Source organism: Deinococcus depolymerans (assembly GCF_039522025.1).
Taxonomy (GTDB): Bacteria; Deinococcota; Deinococci; order Deinococcales; family Deinococcaceae; genus Deinococcus; species Deinococcus depolymerans.
Genome location: NZ_BAAADB010000029.1, coordinates 101,428 through 118,841, shown reverse-complemented (window position 1 = coordinate 118,841; position 17,414 = coordinate 101,428). Strand labels below are relative to the sequence as shown.

The following is a 17,414-nucleotide window of genomic DNA, read 5'->3' as shown; positions in this document are numbered from 1 at the left end:
AACAAGCCTTACCGCACAAGCCCCCGGTAGTACGCGAGAACCCCCGCCGCGATGGCCTGAGCGAGCCGTTCCTGTCCGGCCGGGCTGTTCAGCAGGCGCAGGTTGCCGGGGTCGGTCAGGTACCCGGTTTCGATCAGGACGCTGGGTTGGCTGGTGGGTCGGGTGAGGGCGAGGTCCGCGCCGGGTTTCAGGCCGGCGCCGGGGCCGAGGTCCGGGAGGCCGGCGCGGAGGGCGGCGAGGAGGGCGGCGGCGAGGGGGTGGGCCTGGGGGTGGGTGTAGTAGATCTCGGGGCCGCGGATGCCGCGCGGGTCGCGGCCGTCGGGGAGGGCGTTGGCGTGGACGCTGATGAGGAGGTCGCTGCCTGTGTCGTGGGCGAGCTGGCCGCGGTCGTACAGGCCGACGGTGGTGTCGGTGGTGCGGGTGAGGTGGATGGTGGCGCCCTGGGCACGCAGGAGTTCGGCGGCGCGGAGGGTGATGGGCAGCACGAGGTCTTTTTCGGGGGTGCCGAGGCTGCCGGCGCCGCCGTTCTGGGTGCCGCCGTGGCCGGGGTCGAGGGTGAGGGTGCGGCCCTGCAGGGGGCGGGTGGGGTCGGGGGTGGGGGGCGTGCGGACGTTCAGGCGCAGGTGGGGGCCGTCGTGGTCGGCGGTGAAACCCCAGACGGGGGCGTTCAGGGTGAGGGTGAGGCGGGTGGTGCCGGGGGTGGTTTGCAGGTCGGTGCGGGCCAGCAGGGGGTGCGGGTCGGGCGGGGTGAGGGGTGTGGTGGGCGGGCCGAAGAGGGTGAGGGTGAGGGTGCGCGGGTCGGTCTGTTCGAGGGTGAACGGGGGCCGGGCGGGTCCGGTGGGGATCAGGAGGGTGAGGCGGGTGGGGTCGGCCGGGGTGGGTGCCTGGACGGTCGGTGCTGCCGGTGGGGGGGTGGCGTTCCCGGCCTCGGTGGGGGGCAGGGCGGGCAGGTCGTTCACGCCGGGCGGGGTGGCGGGGCCGGGGTCGGGCGTGACTGCCAGGGTGGGGGCGTCCAGTCGGTCGGGTTCCAGCTGGACGGGGCCGCCGGTCCAGGCGAGGGGGGCGCTGCCGGGGGCGCCCAGGTCGAGTTGCGTAGCGGTGATCAGGGCGCTCTGGCCGCCAGTCAGGCGCACGCGCAGGTCGCCTTCCTGCCGGCCGACGACGGTGAAGGTCATGTCGGTGCGGGGGTACAGCAGGGACTGGCCGGTCAGGGTGGTCAGGACGGTGCTGCTGGCGTTCAGGCCGGGGCCCGGCACCTGTCCGGGGCGCTGGGTGCCGCTGCGGGCGGCGCCGCTCTGCACGGTCACGCGGCCGGGGGCGGCAGCGGTGACGGTGCGGCCGTCCGGGCCGGTCAGGGTGACGGTCAGGGGGGCGCTGGCCTGGGGGGCCGGGGGGACGGGCAGGTCGGCGCGGTACGTGCCGGGCGGTCCCTCGCGCATGGGGGTGGGCGCGGCGCTGCCGAGGCGGACGCTGGCGCGCGCTCCGGCGCTGCCCTGCACGCTGACGGTCACGCGGCGTTCGGCGGGCGTGTCGCCGGGTGCGTCCCAGAACTCGACCGGCCGGGCGGGCGTGACACTGCCGGGCAGGATGCGGGTGGGCCGCGTCGGCAGGATGGGCGTGGCGGCGCGCGTGACGCGCAGGGTGCGGTTGCCGGTGACGCGGCCTCCCTGCCGGGCGGTCAGGGTGAGGGTGTTCACGCCGCCTCTGAGCGGCCACCATTCCATGAACAGTCCGTCCGGGCCGGTGGGGACGGCGCGGCCGGAGACGCTCAGCGTCGAGCCGGGCGGCACGCGGCCTTCGAGGATCACGTGGTCGAACGGCACGCGGTGGCCGTCCGGGGGGTACGCGACGAACACGCCGTTCGGGGCGGGCGGGGCGGCCTGGCCGGTCGGCGTCCCGGCGCTCAGGAGGGCGATCAGGGCCAGCAGCGGCAGGGTGGGGCGCATCTTCAGGGTGTAGCACGGCCCGGCGGGGGTATGCTGCGGTCACTCATGAACGACGTGCTGGTGAAGGACTACGAGACGAACCTGCCGCAGTTCGAGGGGCTGCGGGACGCGGCCGTGGCGCACACGTCGCGGCTGCTGGAGCAGGCGGGCCTGAACATCCATCACGTCACGGGCCGCGTGAAGAAACCCATGAGCCTGGAGGACAAGTTGCGCCGCAAGCCGGGCCGGTACCGGTCGCTGTCGGACGTGACGGACCTCGTGGCGGTGCGCGTGATCACGTACTTCGAGTCGGACGTGGGGGCCGTGGCGCGCCTGATCGAGGCGAACCACCGCGTGGACTGGGAGAACTCCATCGACAAGAGCAAGATGCACGACCCGGACCGCTTCGGGTACATGGGCGTGCATTACGTGGTGCAGGTCACGCCGGACACGCCGGAACTCGCGGCGTTCGCGGGCATGGGGTTCGAGGTGCAGATCCGTTCGATCCTCCAGCATGCCTGGGCGGAGATCGAGCATGACCTGGGGTACAAGAACCGCGAGGCGATCCCGCGGGAGGTGCAGCGGCGTTTCTACCGGCTGGCGGGCCTGCTGGAGATGGCGGACGAGGAGTTCATGGCCCTGCACCGCCTGTCGCGCGATTACGCCGCGACACTGCCCGAGCGGGTGCAGGAGGCGCCGGACAGCGTGTTCATCGACGCGCAGAGCATGAAGCACCTGCTGGGCATCGCGCCCGTGCGGGACCTGGACGACGGGGTGGCCGGGGCGCTGAACGTGCTGCTGCTGACCGGCTGGCCCGACCCGGAGCGGCCGCAGCGACTGGCGAGCCTGCTGCATTACGTGGGCGTGCACTCGGTGGGGGCGCTGCAGAAGGAGTTGCGGCGCCACCGGGAGGAGATCCTGGCGTTCGCCGCGCGCCTGATGCCGATGCTGCGCGAGGCGTGGACCCCGGCGGGCGGCGCGCGGCCCGGTACCAGCGTGGTGCATTACGGGCTGCTGCGCGCCTGCGCGAACCCCAGCCTGGACCCGCACGAGATCGTGAGCATGCTGGACATGCGCGGCGTGCTGAGCAGCGATCAGCTGGTGGAGGCAGTGCGCGGCGCGTACGCGGACGTGCAGCGGCTCCTGCCGGACAGTTCCCGTTCCGCCTGAGGGCCCACCGGTGCCGGTCGCGCGGCCGACCGGTTCACGTCTCGCTGACGCTGGGGGCCTTCTCCCCCCCATCAGCTGACGTGCCACTGACAGCAGCGGCTCACGCTGTCCTCAGCAGGAACCCGCGCGGGCGGCCCCGCGTTTCTCGACCTCCAGGCCGCCCTTCCTCCGGGTCCTGCCAGGAGTCGGGCATGACAGGAACCGCGCGCACCTTCCCCCTCCCCCTTTCCGGTCCGGAGACCGCCGACCCGACCGCCGCCCTGACCGGATACGACTTCCCACCCGCGATGCTGCGCCGCGCCGCGCAGGAGCACGGCTGGAGTCCGGCCTTCACGGACCGCGCCGCGCGTGAGTACCGCCGCTTCCTGATTCTGGCGGTCACCGCCGGGCACCCGGTCACGCCGTCACGGGCGGTGGACGCCGTGTGGCACGAGCACCTGACCTTCACCCGCGACTACTGGGAGCGCCTGACGCCGCTGCTGCCCGCGCCGCTGCACCACGAACCCGCGACCGGCGAGGCGGGCGACACGGACTTCGGCGCGCAGTACCGCCGCACGCTGGACAGCTACGCCCGCGTGTTCGGCGAGGTGGCCCCGGCGGACCTGTGGCCTGACCCGTCCGTCAGGGCGGCCCTGCCCTCCCGCACGGCCGGGGAGGTGAGGATGTCGGCGCTGGTGCTGGCAGTCATCGCGGGCGGCGTGGCGTTCCTGACGTTCCTGTCCACGCGCTTCGGGGTGCTGGCCGCGCTGGGCGTCTTCGTGCTGGCCCTGATCCTCCTGACGACCGCGCAGGCGACCCCGGCGGGCACCGGCGCCCGGCGGGAGCGCCGGGACAGTGACGGCGGCATGGACCTCGGTGGTCTGGACGGCGGGAGTTCGGACGGCGGTTCGGATGGCGGTTCGGATGGCGGCAGCTGTGGAAGCAGTTGTGGCGGCGGGTGCAGCAGCTGAACCCCTGCGCGACGGCGGCCTGAGCGACCCTAGCGATCGTCTCTGTGCCGGTCCTCACGCAGACGGCCGAACACGTCTTTCAGGAGGCGGGCGGCCTCTCGCCCCCGCACGCCACCCGTGACGGTCGGGGTGTGCCCCCAGTGCGCGGCAAGGAGGTCGGTCACGCCGCCCAGCGCACCGGCCCTGGGGTTCGCGGCGCCGTACACGATGTGCCCGACCCGCGCTTCGAGCGCCGCGCCGAGGCACATGGGGCAGGGTTCGAGCGTGACGACCAGCGTGCAGCCGCTCAGGTACGCGGTGCCGAGGGTGCGGGCGGCGTCCCGCAGGGCGGCCAGTTCGGCGTGCCGGGTCATGTCGCCATGCTCGCGGCTGGTGTTGCGGCCCCGCCCGACCACCTGCCCGCCGGGGCCGAGGACGACCGCGCCGACCGGCACTTCCTGCGCGGCGGCGGCCTCTCGCGCCTGTGCCAGCGCCTCACCCATCGCGGCGTGCAGCGGATCCGGGGGCTGCCCGGCCGCCTCGCGCGCACCGACGGCCCAGACGGGCGGCCGGAGGCCCACCCACTGCACGCCCTGATCGGAGGCGAGCAGCGGCACGCGGTCACGGTCGGCGCGCGGCACGTGCCGGTCGGTCAGCACGTCGCTGAGTTTGCGCGTCCCGCCGGGCAGGGTGATGCGGTCCCCGTTCCGCCGGGCGCGCCGCACCCAGCCGGCAGGAATCGGGAACTCCGGTTCCGGGTACGCCTGCCGGGTCAGGTACAGCTGCCCACCTGTGACCGTCACGTCCCGCCCACCGGGCAGGGTGACGTGCGCCGTCTCCCCCGCCCGGAGCGCCCCGGCCAGCGCTTCCAGGTGCAGCGCATGAAAGGCCAGTCCGGCGCGGCGCAACTCGGCGCGCAGCCAGCGGCGCAGCACGGACGGGGGCACGCTGCGGCGCGGGGCGTGCGCGCTCAGGCGGGCGGCCTGCCCGGTCAGGGCGTCGTCGTCCTCGGCCTGCGTGCGGGCCACGCGGGCCAGGGCCTCCTCGGCCGCCGGGTAGCGGGCGGTCAGGACCGGCAGGACCTCCCGGCGGATCCAGGCGCGGGTGTAAGCGGGGTCGGCGTTCGTGGGGTCCTCGCGCCAGTCCTGCCCCTGCGCGCGCAGCAACGCCTCCAGATCGGCGCGGGGCACGTCCAGCCAGGGGCGGCGCACCCGCCCGCGCGCGGCGGGAATACCGTGCAAGGCGGCCTCGCCGCGCAGCAGGGCCGTCAGGACCGTCTCGGCCTGATCGCGCCGCGTGTGCGCCGTCAGGATCACCTGCGCCCCCTGCGCCTTCGCCGTGCGGGTCAGGAAGTCGTAGCGCAGGCGACGGGCGGCGTCCTCGGTGTTCCAGCCGCGCCGCGCCGCGACCGCCGCCACGTCCACCCGCCCCCCCACGAACGGCACGCCCAGCCGCGCCGCGAGCGCCTGCACCCACGCGGCGTCCTGGGCAGAGTCGGGCCGCAGCGCGTGATCCAGATGCGCCGCGACCGGCCGCGCCCCCACCAGCCGCAGCGCCCGCAGCAGCGCCACGCTGTCCGCACCGCCCGACACGCCCACCACCACGACCTCGCCCGCGTAGGGACGCAGGGGCCGCAGCAGGGACTCAGCAACGTCAGACACGGGCGCATTGTAGGACGGCGCGTACAATCGGGCGCATGAGCCTCCAAGTCGGACAGCCCGCCCCGGACTTCACGCGCCGCAGCGACGACGGCCGCACCGTCTCCCTGCAGACCCGGCGCGGACAGTGGACGGTGCTGTACTTCTACCCGCGCGCCAGCAGCGCCGGATGCAGCATCGAGGCGCAGCGCTTCGAGGCGGCCCTCCCGGAATTCGAACGGCGCGGCGCGCAGGTGATCGGCGTCAGCACCGACACCGAGGCCCGCCAGGCCCGGTTCCGCGACACCTGCTCCCTGACGTTCCCCCTGATTCCCGACAGCGACCGCAGCCTCGCGCAGGCGTACGGCGTGATCGGCGGCCTGAGCGGCCTGCTCGGCATGACCGGCCGCGCCACGTTCCTGATCGACCCGCACGGCACTGTCGCCTGGATTCACCGCAGCCCCAACCCCATGACGCACGTCACGGGCGCCCTGAGGGAACTGGAAGCCGCGCACCAGACCGGCGCGGCCACCACAGCCTGAACAGGTCGGGCCGCCCCGTGCGCTGGGCGGCCCGACCTGTTCAGCCAGCTTTACTTCAGGGCGCGCAAGGCGTCCCGCATGATCTCCAGGCCCGTCGCGGCTTCCTCGCGCGTGAGGATCAGGGGCGGGCTGATGCGGATGACGGCCTCGCCGCAGTCGAGGTTCAGCAGGCCGCGTTCGAACATGGCCATGCTGGCCGCGTCACGCAGTTTCCCGTCGGGGCTGCCGTCCGGTTTCACGAACTCCAGGCCGATGAACATCCCGGCGCCGCGCACGTCGCCCAGGAACGGGAATTCCGCCTGCATGGCTTTCAGTTCGGTCATGATGAATTCACCGACCTGCGCGGCGTTGTGCATCAGGCTGTCGCCGCAGCCGGGGTGTTTGACGACGCCCTCGAGCAGGTCCAGCGTGGCGTGCGCGGCGGCGGCCGCCACGGGGTTCCCGCCGTACGTGCTGCCGTGCGACCCGACCGGCCACGTCATGACGCTCTCCTTGGCGAGCATCGCGCTGATCGGCATGCCGGACGCGATGCCCTTCGCGACCGTGATGATGTCCGGCTGCACGCCGTCGAAATGCTGGAAGGAGTACATCTTCCCGCTGCGGCCCATGCCCGCCTGCACCTCGTCGAAGATCAGCATGATGCCGTGCCGGTCGCACAGCGCCCGCAGTTTCGGGAGGAAGTCGGCAGGAGGCACGATGTACCCGCCCTCGCCCTGCATCGGTTCGATGATGATGGCCGCCACCTCGTCCGCCGGAATGATCGTCTGGAACAGGCCCTCGATGTGGTCGATCACGGCCTGCCCGCACGTCTCGGCCGTCGCGCCCAGCGGCGGACGGAACGGGTTCGGGTACGGCACGTGCGACACGTTCGGCAGCAGCGGCCCGAAGCCCCGCTTGTACTTCGTCTTGCTGCCCGTCAGCGTGATCGCCCCGTACGTGCGCCCGTGGAACGACCCGATGGTGCTGATGATGTGCGACCGCCCCGTATGGTTCCGGGCCAGCTTGACCGCCGCCTCGACCGCTTCCGCGCCGCTGTTCCCGAAGAACACGCGCCACTTCTCACCGGGCTTCTCGACATGCTTCACCATGCGCTCCGCGAGGCTGGTCGTGATCTCCTGCGGGTAGTCCGTCAGGCACACGTGCGTAAATTTAGTGATCTGCTCCTGCACCGCCTTCACCACATGCGGATGCGCGTGCCCGGTCGTGCTGACCGCGATCCCCGCAAAGAAATCCAGCATGGTGTTGCCGTCCACGTCGGTCAGCCACACGCCCTCCCCGTGATCCGGCACGAACGGATAGGGCCGCATGTACGAGGTCGAGAGGTGCTGTGAATCGCGCTCCATGATCGCAGCGGTCTTCGGGCCGGGCAGGGAGGTCTTCAGTTCAGGCTGACGGGGTTTGGGAAGGGTGGTCATTGGGGTTCTCCTGGGGGGTGGGACGGCAGAATCGCGGACGACCCCTCCGCCCCTTCGGGGCACCTCCCCTCAAGGGGAGGCTGGTGATTCCTGGCTCCCCTTGAGGGGAGCTGGCCGCGCAGCGGACTGGCTGGTACAGCTGCGAAGCAGAGGGGTCGCCTTCCTTTCAGTCGCCGCTGACGGGTTGCGCGGCCTGCACCATGCCGTCGGGCGCGGTATCGGTCACGGCCACGTCCAGGCCGATGCCGTGGGCGGCCCATTTGTCCTCGCGGCTGTTCAGGCGGTGTTTGGTCGCGCCGGGGCGGTTGCGGCTCTCGCTGAATTCCTTGGGCTCGATGCTGATGCGTTCGCCTTCCATCAGGCCGTAGATGCCGCTCTGGCCGGGTTCCTTGCGCTGCCAGTCGGTGGGGACGAGCATGTCGGGGCCGGTATAGTCGGTGGGTTCGCTGTACGCGGCGATGTAGCCCTCGAAGTTCCGGAGGATGAGCTTCTCGGGGCTGTGGCTCAGGACGTAGTTGGGCGCGACGGGGATCTTGCCGCCGCCGCCGGGCGCGTCGACGACGTAGGTGGGCACCGAGTAGCCGCTGGTGTGGCCGCGCAGGCTTTCCATGATCTCCAGGCCCTTGGACACGGTGGTGCGGAGGTGTCCGGCGCCGTGGACGAGGTCGCACTGGTAGATGTAGTAGGGGCGGACGCGGATCTTGACGAGTTCCCGCACGAGTTTCTGCATGATGACGGGGTGGTCGTTCACGCCGCGCAGCAGGACGCTCTGGTTGCCGAGCGGCACGCCGGCGCGCGTCAGGCGGTCGCAGGCGTCGGCGACTTCGGGGGTGATCTCGCGGGGGTGGTTGACGTGGATGTTCATCCAGACGGGGTGGTTCTCGGCCAGCACGTCGCAGAGTTCCTGGGTGACGCGCATGGGCATGAACACGGGCACGCGCGTGCCGATGCGGATGATCTCGATGTGTTCGATCTTGCGGAGTTCCGCAAGCAGGCGGCCCAGGACTTTCGGGGCGAGCGTGAGGGGGTCGCCGCCGGACAGGAGTACGTCGCGCACCTGGGGCGTGTTGCGCAGGTAGTTCAGTTGCGCCTCGTACTCGGCGGGGTTGAAGGTCTCGCTGGGGTCGCCGACGATGCGGCTGCGGGTGCAGTAGCGGCAGTAGCTGGCGCACTGCGTGGTCACCAGCATCAGCACGCGGTCCGGGTAGCGGTGCACGAGGCCGGGCACGGGGCTGTGCTTGTCCTCGGCCAGGGAGTCTTCCATCATGGACGTGAACGGTTCCAGCTCGTGGTGCGTGGGGATCACCTGCCTGCGGACGGGGCAGGTGGGGTCCGTGGGGTGCATCAGGGACGCGAAGTACGGCGTGATGTCCAGTCGGAAGATCCCCTTGGCGCTAGCGCCCTGGCGTTCACTGTCGGTCAGGCGGATGACCGATTCGAGTTCCTCGACGGTGTTGATGCGGTTCTTGAGCTGCCATTTCCAGTCGTACCACTGCTCGTCGGGCACGTCGGCCCAGCGGGGCGCGCGGTGGTTGCGGGGAAGCATGGTCTGGCTGTCGGTGGTGGCGTTCGGGTGAATGGGCATGGCAGCCTCCGGGGTGCTGGGGGGCGAAACGTGAATTGGGTGCCCGCCTATTGTCCGTGCCGCGCGGCCCACTTTGGAATGTGCGCACACCCCGCCTGCGGGCAGGTTTCACACACACAAAACTCTCAAACGCCACCCCCGACCTTCCAAATGCTAGGCTGGGGCCATGAGACAGTCCGGCGGCCACCTCGACCCCCTCGACCACAGCATCCTCCAGGAACTCCAGACCGACTCGCGCCTCAGCATGCGCGAACTCGGCCGCCGCGTCGGCCTCAGCGCCCCGGCCGTCACGGAACGCGTCCGCCGCCTCGAGGACGCCGGCGTGATCCTCGGCTACGGCGTGCGCGTCGCCAGCAAACCCCTTGGCCGCACCATCACCGCGTTCATCGGCGTGCAGGACAGCGGCCGCAACGACCCCACCCTGGTCCGCTGGGCCACCAAGCACGACGGCGTGCTGGAATGCCACAGCGTCACCGGCGACAACTCCTGCATCCTGAAAGTCGCCGTGCCCGACGTGGGCGCCCTGGAGAACATGCTGACCGAACTGATCAACATGGGCTTCACCTGCGACACCAGCATCGTCCTGAGCACCCCACTGGAAGGCAAACTGCTCCTGCCGCCCCGGTGACCGTCGCCGCCCCGGTAAGCTGCGTGCATGCTGCCGGAATTGCGGGATCTGTTCGTGCGGGACTTAGAGAAGCTGGCCGTGGAACTGGAGGCGTACCCGGACGAGGCGTCGGTGTGGGCCGTGCCGGAGGGCGTGCTGAACTCGGGTGGGACGCTGGCGCTGCACCTGATCGGGAACCTGTCGCAGTTTGTGGGCGCGGACCTGGGGGGCGTGGCGTTCGTGCGGGACCGCCCGGCGGAGTTCGCGCGGCGGGACGTGCCGCGCGCGGAGTTGATCGCGGGCGTGCGGGGGGTGTCGGCGCTGGTGGCGGGCACGCTGGACCGGCTGGACCCGGCCCGGCTGGACGCGCCGCACCCGGCGCAACTGCCGGGTTTCCCGCAGGGCATGACCGCGCGCTTTTTCCTGATTCACCTGTACGGGCACCTGAACTGGCACCTGGGGCAGGTGAATTACCACCGCCGACTGCTGTGACGGTCAGCGGCAGTCGGCGGTGGCGGTCGGCAGCGATGGTTGTCAGCGGCGGGTGTGGGCGGCGTAGCGTTCCAGGGTGCTCCAGCCGGCGCCGCTGCCCATGACCTCGCGGGCCAGTTCCACCCCGGCGCGGATGGAGTCGGCGGCGCCCGCCGTGCGCAGGGCCGCCCCGGCGTTCAGCGCCACGATGTCCCGCTGGGCGGGCGTGCCGCCGCCCGTCAGGAGGGCGCGGGTGATCTGTGCGTTCTCGGCGGGCGTGCCGCCCACGATCGCCTCTCTGGGGTGCAGGTCCACGCCGACCTCCTCGGGGTGCAGGGTCCGGTCGATGATCTGACCGTCGCGCAGGCCCGAGACGGTGTTCACGCCGCTCACGGTGAATTCGTCCAGGCCGTCGCCGTACACGACGGTCGCGCCGCCCGCGCCGAGCAGGCGCAGCACCTCGGCCAGCGTGCGCGTCAGTTCCGGCTTGAACACGCCCACCACGAGGTGCGTGGCGCCCGCCGGGTTGCTGAGCGGCCCCAGGATGTTGAACACCGTCCTGGCGGCCAGGTCCGAGCGGACGGCCGCCGCGTGCCGCAGGGCCGGGTGGTAGTTGCGGGCGAACATGAACCCGATGCCCAGGGTGTTCACGGCGTCCGCCACGACCTCCGGGGGGGCGTCCAGGTTCACGCCCAGCGCCTCGAGCACGTCGGCACTGCCGGCGCGGCTGCTCGCGGCGCGGTTGCCGTGCTTGGCGACCGGCACGCCCGCGCCCGCCACCACGAACGCCGTCGTGGTGCTGATGTTGAAGGTGTGCGCGCCGTCGCCGCCGGTGCCGACCACGTCCAGCAGCACCGGGCGGGGCGTGACGTTCACGCGCACCGCGTTCTCCCGCATGGCCTGCGCGAAGCCCGCGATCTCCTCGGGCGTCTCGCCGCGCACGCGCAGGGCCGCCAGGGCCGCCGCGAGCCGCACGCCGCTCATGTCGCCTTCCATGACCTCGCGCATGAACGCCGCCGCGTCCTCCTGCGAGAGCCGTTCGCCGTTCATCAGTCTGGCGTGCATCATGCGCCGGCCCCCGTCACCCGCGCGGCCCGCGCCGAGTGGAACGCGCGCACTTCCGCCAGGAAATTCCGGATCATGTCCATGCCGCCCTCCGTGGCGATGCTCTCCGGGTGGAACTGCACGCCGAACACCGGGAATTCACGGTGCCGCAGCGCCATCACCACTTCCTCGTCCGGGTCGGTCGTCCAGGCGGTCGCCACCAGTTCCGGCGGCAGGTCCCGCACCACCAGCGAGTGGTACCGCGTGACCGTCACGCCGTCCCGCAGGCCCGCGAACAGCCCGGACCCGTCGTGCCGCACCGGGCTGGTCTTTCCGTGGACCGGCAGGATCGCGCGGCCCACCTGCGCCCCGAACGCCTCCCCGATACTCTGGTGGCCCAGGCACACGCCCAGCGTCGGCACAGTCGGCCCCAGCTCGCGGATCACGGCCACGCTCTGCCCCGCCTCGGTGGGCGTGCAGGGTCCCGGCGACACCACGATCGCGTCCGGGTTCAGGGCCCGCACCTCGTCCAGCGTGAAGGCGTCGTTGCGCCACACGGTCAGGTCCGCGCCCAGCTCCCCGAAGTACTGCACGAGGTTGTACGTGAACGAATCGTAGTTGTCGATCAGCAGGAGGCGGGGCGCGGGGTGTGGGGTGGGAACAGCGGGGGTGGTCATCGTGATTGTCCTTTCGTACGCGCGGAGCGGGGGTCCTGAGAGGCGACGTCACTGGAGATTCGGCGGGTCGGGACGGTCGGCGCCTGAACAGCGGGGCCGGGTTGTTGGCTTCCGGGCGTGCCCGCCCCCCCACTTACCACTCCCGACTCCCCTCTCATACGGACTCCGATTGAATGGTCTTTGCAGCCCATTCAATCCGAGCGGATGCGACTCGGAGAGCTGCTCCGCAGAGGAGGAGAGAAACGGATTCCGGACGTGGAGTTGGCAGATCGGTGGTGTTCCGATCTGTCAACGAAATAAACGGAATCCGTATCATAGACCGCCTGCGGCGAGTTCGACGGCGCGCATGAGGGCGGCGGCCTTGTTGCGGGTTTCGAGTTCCTCGCTGGTGGGGTCGCTGTCGGCGACGACGCCCGCTCCGGCCTGGATGTGGACGTGACCGCCCGTGATGACCATGGTGCGCAGCGTGAGGGCCATGTCCATGCTGCCGTCGTGGGCGATGTAGCCAAAAGATCCGCCGTAGGGGCCGCGCCGGGTGGGTTCGAGTTCGTCGATGATTTCCATGGCGCGGATCTTGGGGGCGCCGCTGACGGTGCCCATGGGCTGCACGCTGGCCAGGGCGTGCAGGGGCGTCCGGTCGTCCCGGAGGGTGCCGGTGACGCTGGACACGATGTGCATGACGTGGCTGTAGCGTTCGATGGTGAAGGCGTCGTGCACGCGGACACTGCCGTAACGGCTGACCCGGCCGAGGTCGTTGCGGCCCAGGTCGACGAGCATGAGGTGTTCGGCGCGTTCCTTCTCGTCGGCCAGGAGTTCGGCGGCCTGCGCGTTGTCGTGTTCGGGAGTGGTGCCGCGCGTGCGGGTGCCGGCGATGGGGCGGGTGGTGACGGTGCGGCCGTCGCTGGCCAGCAGGCTCTCGGGGCTGCTGGCGACCAGCGTGACCGGCCCGAGTTGCAGGTAGCCGAGGTACGGGCTGGGGTTCACGCGGCGCAGCGCGCGGTACAGCGCGAAGGGGTGCAGGTCGCCCAGGGGCGCGCTGAAGCGCTGGCTGGGCACCACCTGGAAGATGTCGCCGGCGCGGATGTAGTCCAGGGCGCGGTTCACGGCGTCGCGGAAGGTGTCGGGCGTGAAGTTGCTGGTGAAGGTGGGTGTGGGGACGGGCTGCTGCCCGGGCACGCTGGGCAGCGGGCCGCGCAGGCGAGCGACGAGGGTGGTGACCTCGGCGTCGGCGTCGGCCTGCTGCGGGGCGGCAGCGACGGCGATCAGGCGGTGCTTGAGGTGGTCGAAGATGACCATGCCGCGCGGCGCGATGAAGCAGGCGTCAGGCACGCCCAGTTCGTCCGGGTTACTGTCCGGCAGGGTCTCGTACGCACGGATCAGGTCGTACGCGGCGTACCCGACGGCCCCGCCGATCAGGGCGGGCAGCCCGGCCGGGACGGGGGCGGGGCGGGTGGTGGCGGCGTACAGGTGCGCGAGGGGATCGGGGACGGGGCCGTCGTGCGTGCCGAAGGTGCCGCTGCTCGTGACGTGCGTGCCGCGCGCCTCGAAGCGGCCCTGTTCGCCGATGCCGATGAAGGAGTACCGGCCGAGGGTCTCGCCGGCCTCGACGCTCTCGAGGAGGAAGGAGACGGGCTCGTCCTGCGCGGCTTTCAGGTACGCGGTGACGGGCGTGTCGAGGTCGGCGTTCAGTTCGCGGGTGGCGACGGCCAGCGGGGCGGGGCTGGCCTGGGCCGTGGGGGGTGGGGTGCGCTGCGTCATGGGTCTCCTGGGGTCGGGGCATGAGAAAACGCCCGGGTGGAAGGTTCCACCTGGGCGCGTCCGGTCGGGGTACGGCGGGATCAGACCCAGGCGAGACTGGGCCACCACCACGTACCGTTTGCGGTCATGTCCGGCAGCATAGCGCGCCGTGTGGGAGTGGGCGGGGCGTGTCTACACAGCGCGGGGGCGGGTCAGGAGGTGGGGGCCATCTCGCCTTCGGGTTCGTCTTCCAGCGGGGCGAACAGGCGGTCGAGGTCGGCGGGCGTGAGCTGCGTGGCGTCGCTCAGGCCGCCGTCGAGAATGCCGCGCGCCAGGCTGGCCTTGCGGGCCTGGAGGTCCAGGATGCGTTCCTCGACGCTGCCGGCCGCGATGAGTTTGTACACGAACACCGGTTTGTCCTGCCCGATGCGGTAGGCGCGGTCGGTGGCCTGTTCCTCGGCGGCCGGGTTCCACCAGGGGTCGTAGTGGATGACCGTGTCGGCCGCCGTGAGGTTCAGGCCGACGCCCCCGGCCTTCAGGGTGATCAGGAACACGTGCGTCCGGCCGTTCTGGAAGGCGTCGATCTGACTCTGGCGGTCCTGGGTGCTGCCGGTGATCATGGAGTACGGGATGCGCTGCTCGCGCAGCCAGTCCTCCAGGTGACCGAGCAGCGTGGCGAACCCGCTGAAGATCAGGACGCGGCGGCCCTCCTCGACCATCTGCGGCAGGTGCGTGCTGAGCCACTCGAACTTCGCGTTGCCTTCCACGCTGCGCGCCGCGTCCAGTTTCACGAGGCGCGGGTCCGTGACGGCCTGCCGGAGTTTCAGCAGGGCGTCCAGGATGGCGATGGTGCTGCGCGACAGGCCGCGGGCGCGCAGTTCCTCGCGCACGCGGGTCTCGGTGGTGACGCGCACCGTCTCGTACAGGTCGCGCTGGTCACCGTCCAGCGTGACGCGCACCGGGATCTCGGTCTTGGGCGGCAGTTCGCGGGCCACGTCGCGCTTCTCGCGGCGCAGGATGAACGGCCGGACCCGCGCGGCCAGGGCCTGCCGGCGGGAGGCCTCGCCGCGCTTCTCGATGGGCGTGCGGTACAGCTCGCGGAAGGTCTTCTCGTCGTGCAGCAGGCCCGGCGCCAGGAAGTTGAACTGCGACCACAGTTCCCCCAGGTGGTTTTCCAGGGGCGTGCCGGTCAGCGCCAGGCGGTGGCGGGCGTTCAGTGCGCCGGCGGCCTTGGCGGCGGCCGTGCGGGCGTTCTTGATGTTCTGCGCCTCGTCCAGGATCACGAGGTGGTACCCGAAGGCCCCCAGGTCGTCGATGTCGCGCGGCAGCAGCGGGTAGGTCGTCAGGATCAGGTCGTGGTCCGGGATGCGGGAAAAGTGCGCGCGGCGGTCCTTGCCATGCAGGGTCAGGACCCGCAGGTCCGGCGCGAACTTCGCCGCTTCCGCCTGCCAGTTCCCGATGACGCTGGTGGGCGCCACGACCAGACTGGGCCGGTCGGCGCGGCCGGATTCCTTCTCCAGCAGCAGGTGCGCCAGGGTCTGGACCGTTTTGCCCAGGCCCATGTCGTCGGCGAGGATGCCGCCCATGCCGTACTCGCGCAGGAACTGCAGCCAGGACACGCCCTGCCGCTGGTAGGGGCGCAGGTCGGCGTGCAGTCCGGCGGGTGGCGTGACGTCCTGCACGCCGCTGAAATCGCGGAGTTTCCGCCCGAGTTCCAGCAGGCGTTCGGCGCCCAGCCAGCGGGCCTGCACGGCCTCCTCGAGCTGCGCGACGCGGGCGGCGTCCAGCAGCGGCAGGCGCAGCGGGCCGGGCGGCAGGTCACGCAGGTTCAGTTCGACGAGGACGCCCAAGATCGCGCGGATGCGGCCGGCGGGCAGGGCGACGCGGCGGCCGTCGTCGAGGGTGGCGTGCAGCGTCTCGTCGTCCGCCAGGTCGGCCAGGGCCTCGGGAGTGAACAGGCCCGGCTGCCGGGCGATCAGGTCGGCCAGGATGGGGATCAGGCTGATGCGGGTACCGTCCACGACGATCCCGAGATCCAGCGTGAACCAGCCGCCGAAGGCGTCGTCCGTCTCGCCGTACCAGTCGGTGATCTCGGCGTAGTTCAGCGGGAAGTCCGGCAGGACCTGCACGGTCACGCCCTGCGCCTCGAGGTCGGCGCGGCCGTGCCGCATGAAGTTCATCCAGGCGTCCTCGTCGCCGAGGGTGAGCAGCGTGTCGCGGTCGGGCTCGGGGAGGTGGTAGTCCTCGCCCAGCGCCTCCCCGATCAGCATGAACCCGGCCAGCGCGACCGCGTGTTCCGCGTCGCGTTCGGCCGTCAGGTCGCGGGCCACGCGGGTCAGGACGCCGTCGCGGTACACGGTCGGGCCGGCGCTCCCTTCGGGCCGGGCGTCCGGGACGGTCAGGCCGGCGTAGGCGTGGCGCAGTTGCGCGGCGGGCAGCGTGACTGTCTCCGGGCGGGCCGCCCAGCCGTGCCGGGTGGCGGCGCGGGAGGTCAGGTGCAGCTGTGGGGTGTACGGCAGGCGTTCCTCACGCACACGGACGGTCTGCGGGATGGGCAGGTTCAGCCCCGAAGCCGTGATGGCGTGCGCCAGCGCCACGGCCTGCGCGGGCGGCAGGACCGGGCCGGTCAGGAACCGCGCGACCTGATCGGGCGGCGAGTCGGTCTGCACGCGGCTCAGCCGGGCCTGACCGGCCGGCGTGGCCTGCACCGCCCAGGGCCGGGGAGTGGGCAGGACGGTCGCGTCCGGGGCGTCCGGGACGTGCAGGGTGGGGGCCTGCGCGCCACGCGCGTCGGACATCCACGCGAGGTGCCCGTGCAGGTCCGGGCCGCGCGTGAGGGCCGCGTCCGGGCGTTCCCAGCACAGGCGCCCGGATTCGAGCATGCTCTCGATCAGCAGGTCGGCGGCCGGGTGGTCGCCCAGGACGTGCAGTTCGTCCTGCCAGCGGCCGGGTTCGTGCGTGGCGGTCGTGGCGACGTCCAGCAGGCGCAGCAGGTGCGTGTCGCGCCGCACGAAGGCCGGGGCGCTCGCGAGGTTGCGGGGCAGCGAGTACCGTTCCGCCGCGGCCAGGTCCGGCTGGTCGGCGCGCAGCGGCACGCGCGTCAGTTGCACGGCGACGCGGCGCGTCCCGCCGACGCTGGTGCCGGGCGGCAGGAAGCGCAGCACGTAACGCAGTTCGAACTGCCGGCCCCGGCTGGGGCTGCGGGTGTCGGTGAAGGACGCCAGCCACTGCTGCGTGCGGGCGTCCAGGGGTTCCTCGGCGGGGGTGGCGTCCCGGTCCGGTTCGGTGCGGGCGGGGCGGGGGCCGTCGGGCGGGTCTGTGGCCAGGACCAGCGCGGCCACGTGCCGGCAGCGGTAACGGCCGCAGGTGCAGGAACTGCCGCGCAGTTGCGGGTCCGGGGGGGGCAGCAGGTCCACGGTGGCGTGGTAGGGCTGACCGGCGTCCATGACGGTCGCCTCGGCGTGCCAGCCGGCGTCGGTCCAGTGGCGCGTGACGTTCTGCACGCTCTCCTCGCGCAGCGCGAGGCCCTGCGCGGCCGTGTCGAGCGCGAAGCCCGGCGGCAGTCGGCTGAGTTTCACGCGGTCACCCGGCCGTCAGCGTGGACGCGCCATGCAGGCGTCCGGCCAGTCGAGCGGGACGGGAAGGACGGAACGCCAGTAACAAACACGCCCTCCA

The 17,414-nt window shown here is 71.9% G+C and carries 13 protein-coding genes; 5 read left to right on the top strand and 8 right to left on the bottom strand.

Going from position 1 to position 17,414, the window contains the following annotated elements; genetic code table 11:
- Positions 1-8: 8 nt before the first annotated feature.
- On the bottom strand, positions 9-1,946 hold the full coding sequence (locus ABDZ66_RS13125; RefSeq protein ID WP_343759707.1) for an N-acetylmuramoyl-L-alanine amidase family protein: 1,938 nt from the start codon (positions 1,944-1,946) through the stop codon (positions 9-11).
- Between the two features lie 45 nt (positions 1,947-1,991).
- Between ABDZ66_RS13125 and ABDZ66_RS13120 the strand changes: the two genes are divergently transcribed.
- Positions 1,992-3,095, top strand: coding sequence for a GTP pyrophosphokinase (locus tag ABDZ66_RS13120; protein WP_343759705.1), 1,104 nt, complete (start codon positions 1,992-1,994; stop codon positions 3,093-3,095).
- 191 nt (positions 3,096-3,286) lie between these two features.
- Entirely contained in the window at positions 3,287-4,045 is a 759-nt protein-coding gene (locus ABDZ66_RS13115; protein WP_343759703.1) for a glycine-rich domain-containing protein, read from the top strand.
- 29 nt (positions 4,046-4,074) lie between these two features.
- Here ABDZ66_RS13115 and tilS read toward each other — a convergent pair whose 3' ends face one another.
- On the bottom strand, positions 4,075-5,685 hold the full coding sequence (gene tilS, locus ABDZ66_RS13110) for a tRNA lysidine(34) synthetase TilS (RefSeq protein WP_343759701.1): 1,611 nt from the start codon (positions 5,683-5,685) through the stop codon (positions 4,075-4,077).
- A gap of 35 nt (positions 5,686-5,720) precedes the next feature.
- Here tilS and ABDZ66_RS13105 point away from each other — a divergent pair, with 35 nt between their 5' ends.
- Entirely contained in the window at positions 5,721-6,203 is a 483-nt protein-coding gene (locus ABDZ66_RS13105) for a peroxiredoxin (RefSeq protein WP_343759699.1), read from the top strand.
- Positions 6,204-6,253: 50 nt separating this feature from the next.
- Here the strand turns inward: ABDZ66_RS13105 and ABDZ66_RS13100 are convergent, their stop codons facing one another.
- On the bottom strand, positions 6,254-7,618 hold the full coding sequence (locus ABDZ66_RS13100) for an acetyl ornithine aminotransferase family protein (protein WP_343759697.1): 1,365 nt from the start codon (positions 7,616-7,618) through the stop codon (positions 6,254-6,256).
- A gap of 166 nt (positions 7,619-7,784) precedes the next feature.
- Entirely contained in the window at positions 7,785-9,203 is a 1,419-nt protein-coding gene (locus ABDZ66_RS13095; protein WP_343759695.1) for a KamA family radical SAM protein, read from the bottom strand.
- Positions 9,204-9,369: 166 nt separating this feature from the next.
- On the opposite strand from ABDZ66_RS13095, the gene ABDZ66_RS13090 reads away from it, so the two are divergent.
- Both ABDZ66_RS13090 and ABDZ66_RS13085 read left to right on the top strand, forming a co-directional pair.
- Positions 9,370-9,831, top strand: a complete 462-nt coding sequence (locus ABDZ66_RS13090; protein WP_055362353.1) for an Lrp/AsnC family transcriptional regulator — start codon at positions 9,370-9,372, stop codon at positions 9,829-9,831.
- Between the two features lie 27 nt (positions 9,832-9,858).
- Positions 9,859-10,302, top strand: coding sequence for a DinB family protein (locus ABDZ66_RS13085; RefSeq protein ID WP_343759689.1), 444 nt, complete (start codon positions 9,859-9,861; stop codon positions 10,300-10,302).
- Positions 10,303-10,344: 42 nt separating this feature from the next.
- Here the strand turns inward: ABDZ66_RS13085 and trpD are convergent, their stop codons facing one another.
- From trpD to ABDZ66_RS13065, 4 genes are all read right to left on the bottom strand, one after another.
- Positions 10,345-11,349, bottom strand: a complete 1,005-nt coding sequence (gene trpD, locus ABDZ66_RS13080; protein ID WP_343759686.1) for an anthranilate phosphoribosyltransferase — start codon at positions 11,347-11,349, stop codon at positions 10,345-10,347.
- Entirely contained in the window at positions 11,346-12,002 is a 657-nt protein-coding gene (locus tag ABDZ66_RS13075) for an anthranilate synthase component II (RefSeq protein ID WP_343759684.1), read from the bottom strand. Before ABDZ66_RS13075 ends, trpD begins: the two co-directional genes overlap by 4 nt.
- Before the next feature lie 312 nt (positions 12,003-12,314).
- Positions 12,315-13,760 carry an anthranilate synthase component I gene (gene trpE / locus ABDZ66_RS13070; protein ID WP_343759682.1) on the bottom strand — a complete coding sequence of 482 codons (1,446 nt, stop codon included), beginning with the start codon at positions 13,758-13,760 and terminating at the stop codon, positions 12,315-12,317.
- Between the two features lie 191 nt (positions 13,761-13,951).
- Positions 13,952-17,317, bottom strand: coding sequence for a DEAD/DEAH box helicase (locus tag ABDZ66_RS13065; RefSeq protein ID WP_343759679.1), 3,366 nt, complete (start codon positions 17,315-17,317; stop codon positions 13,952-13,954).
- Positions 17,318-17,414: the final 97 nt, after the last annotated feature.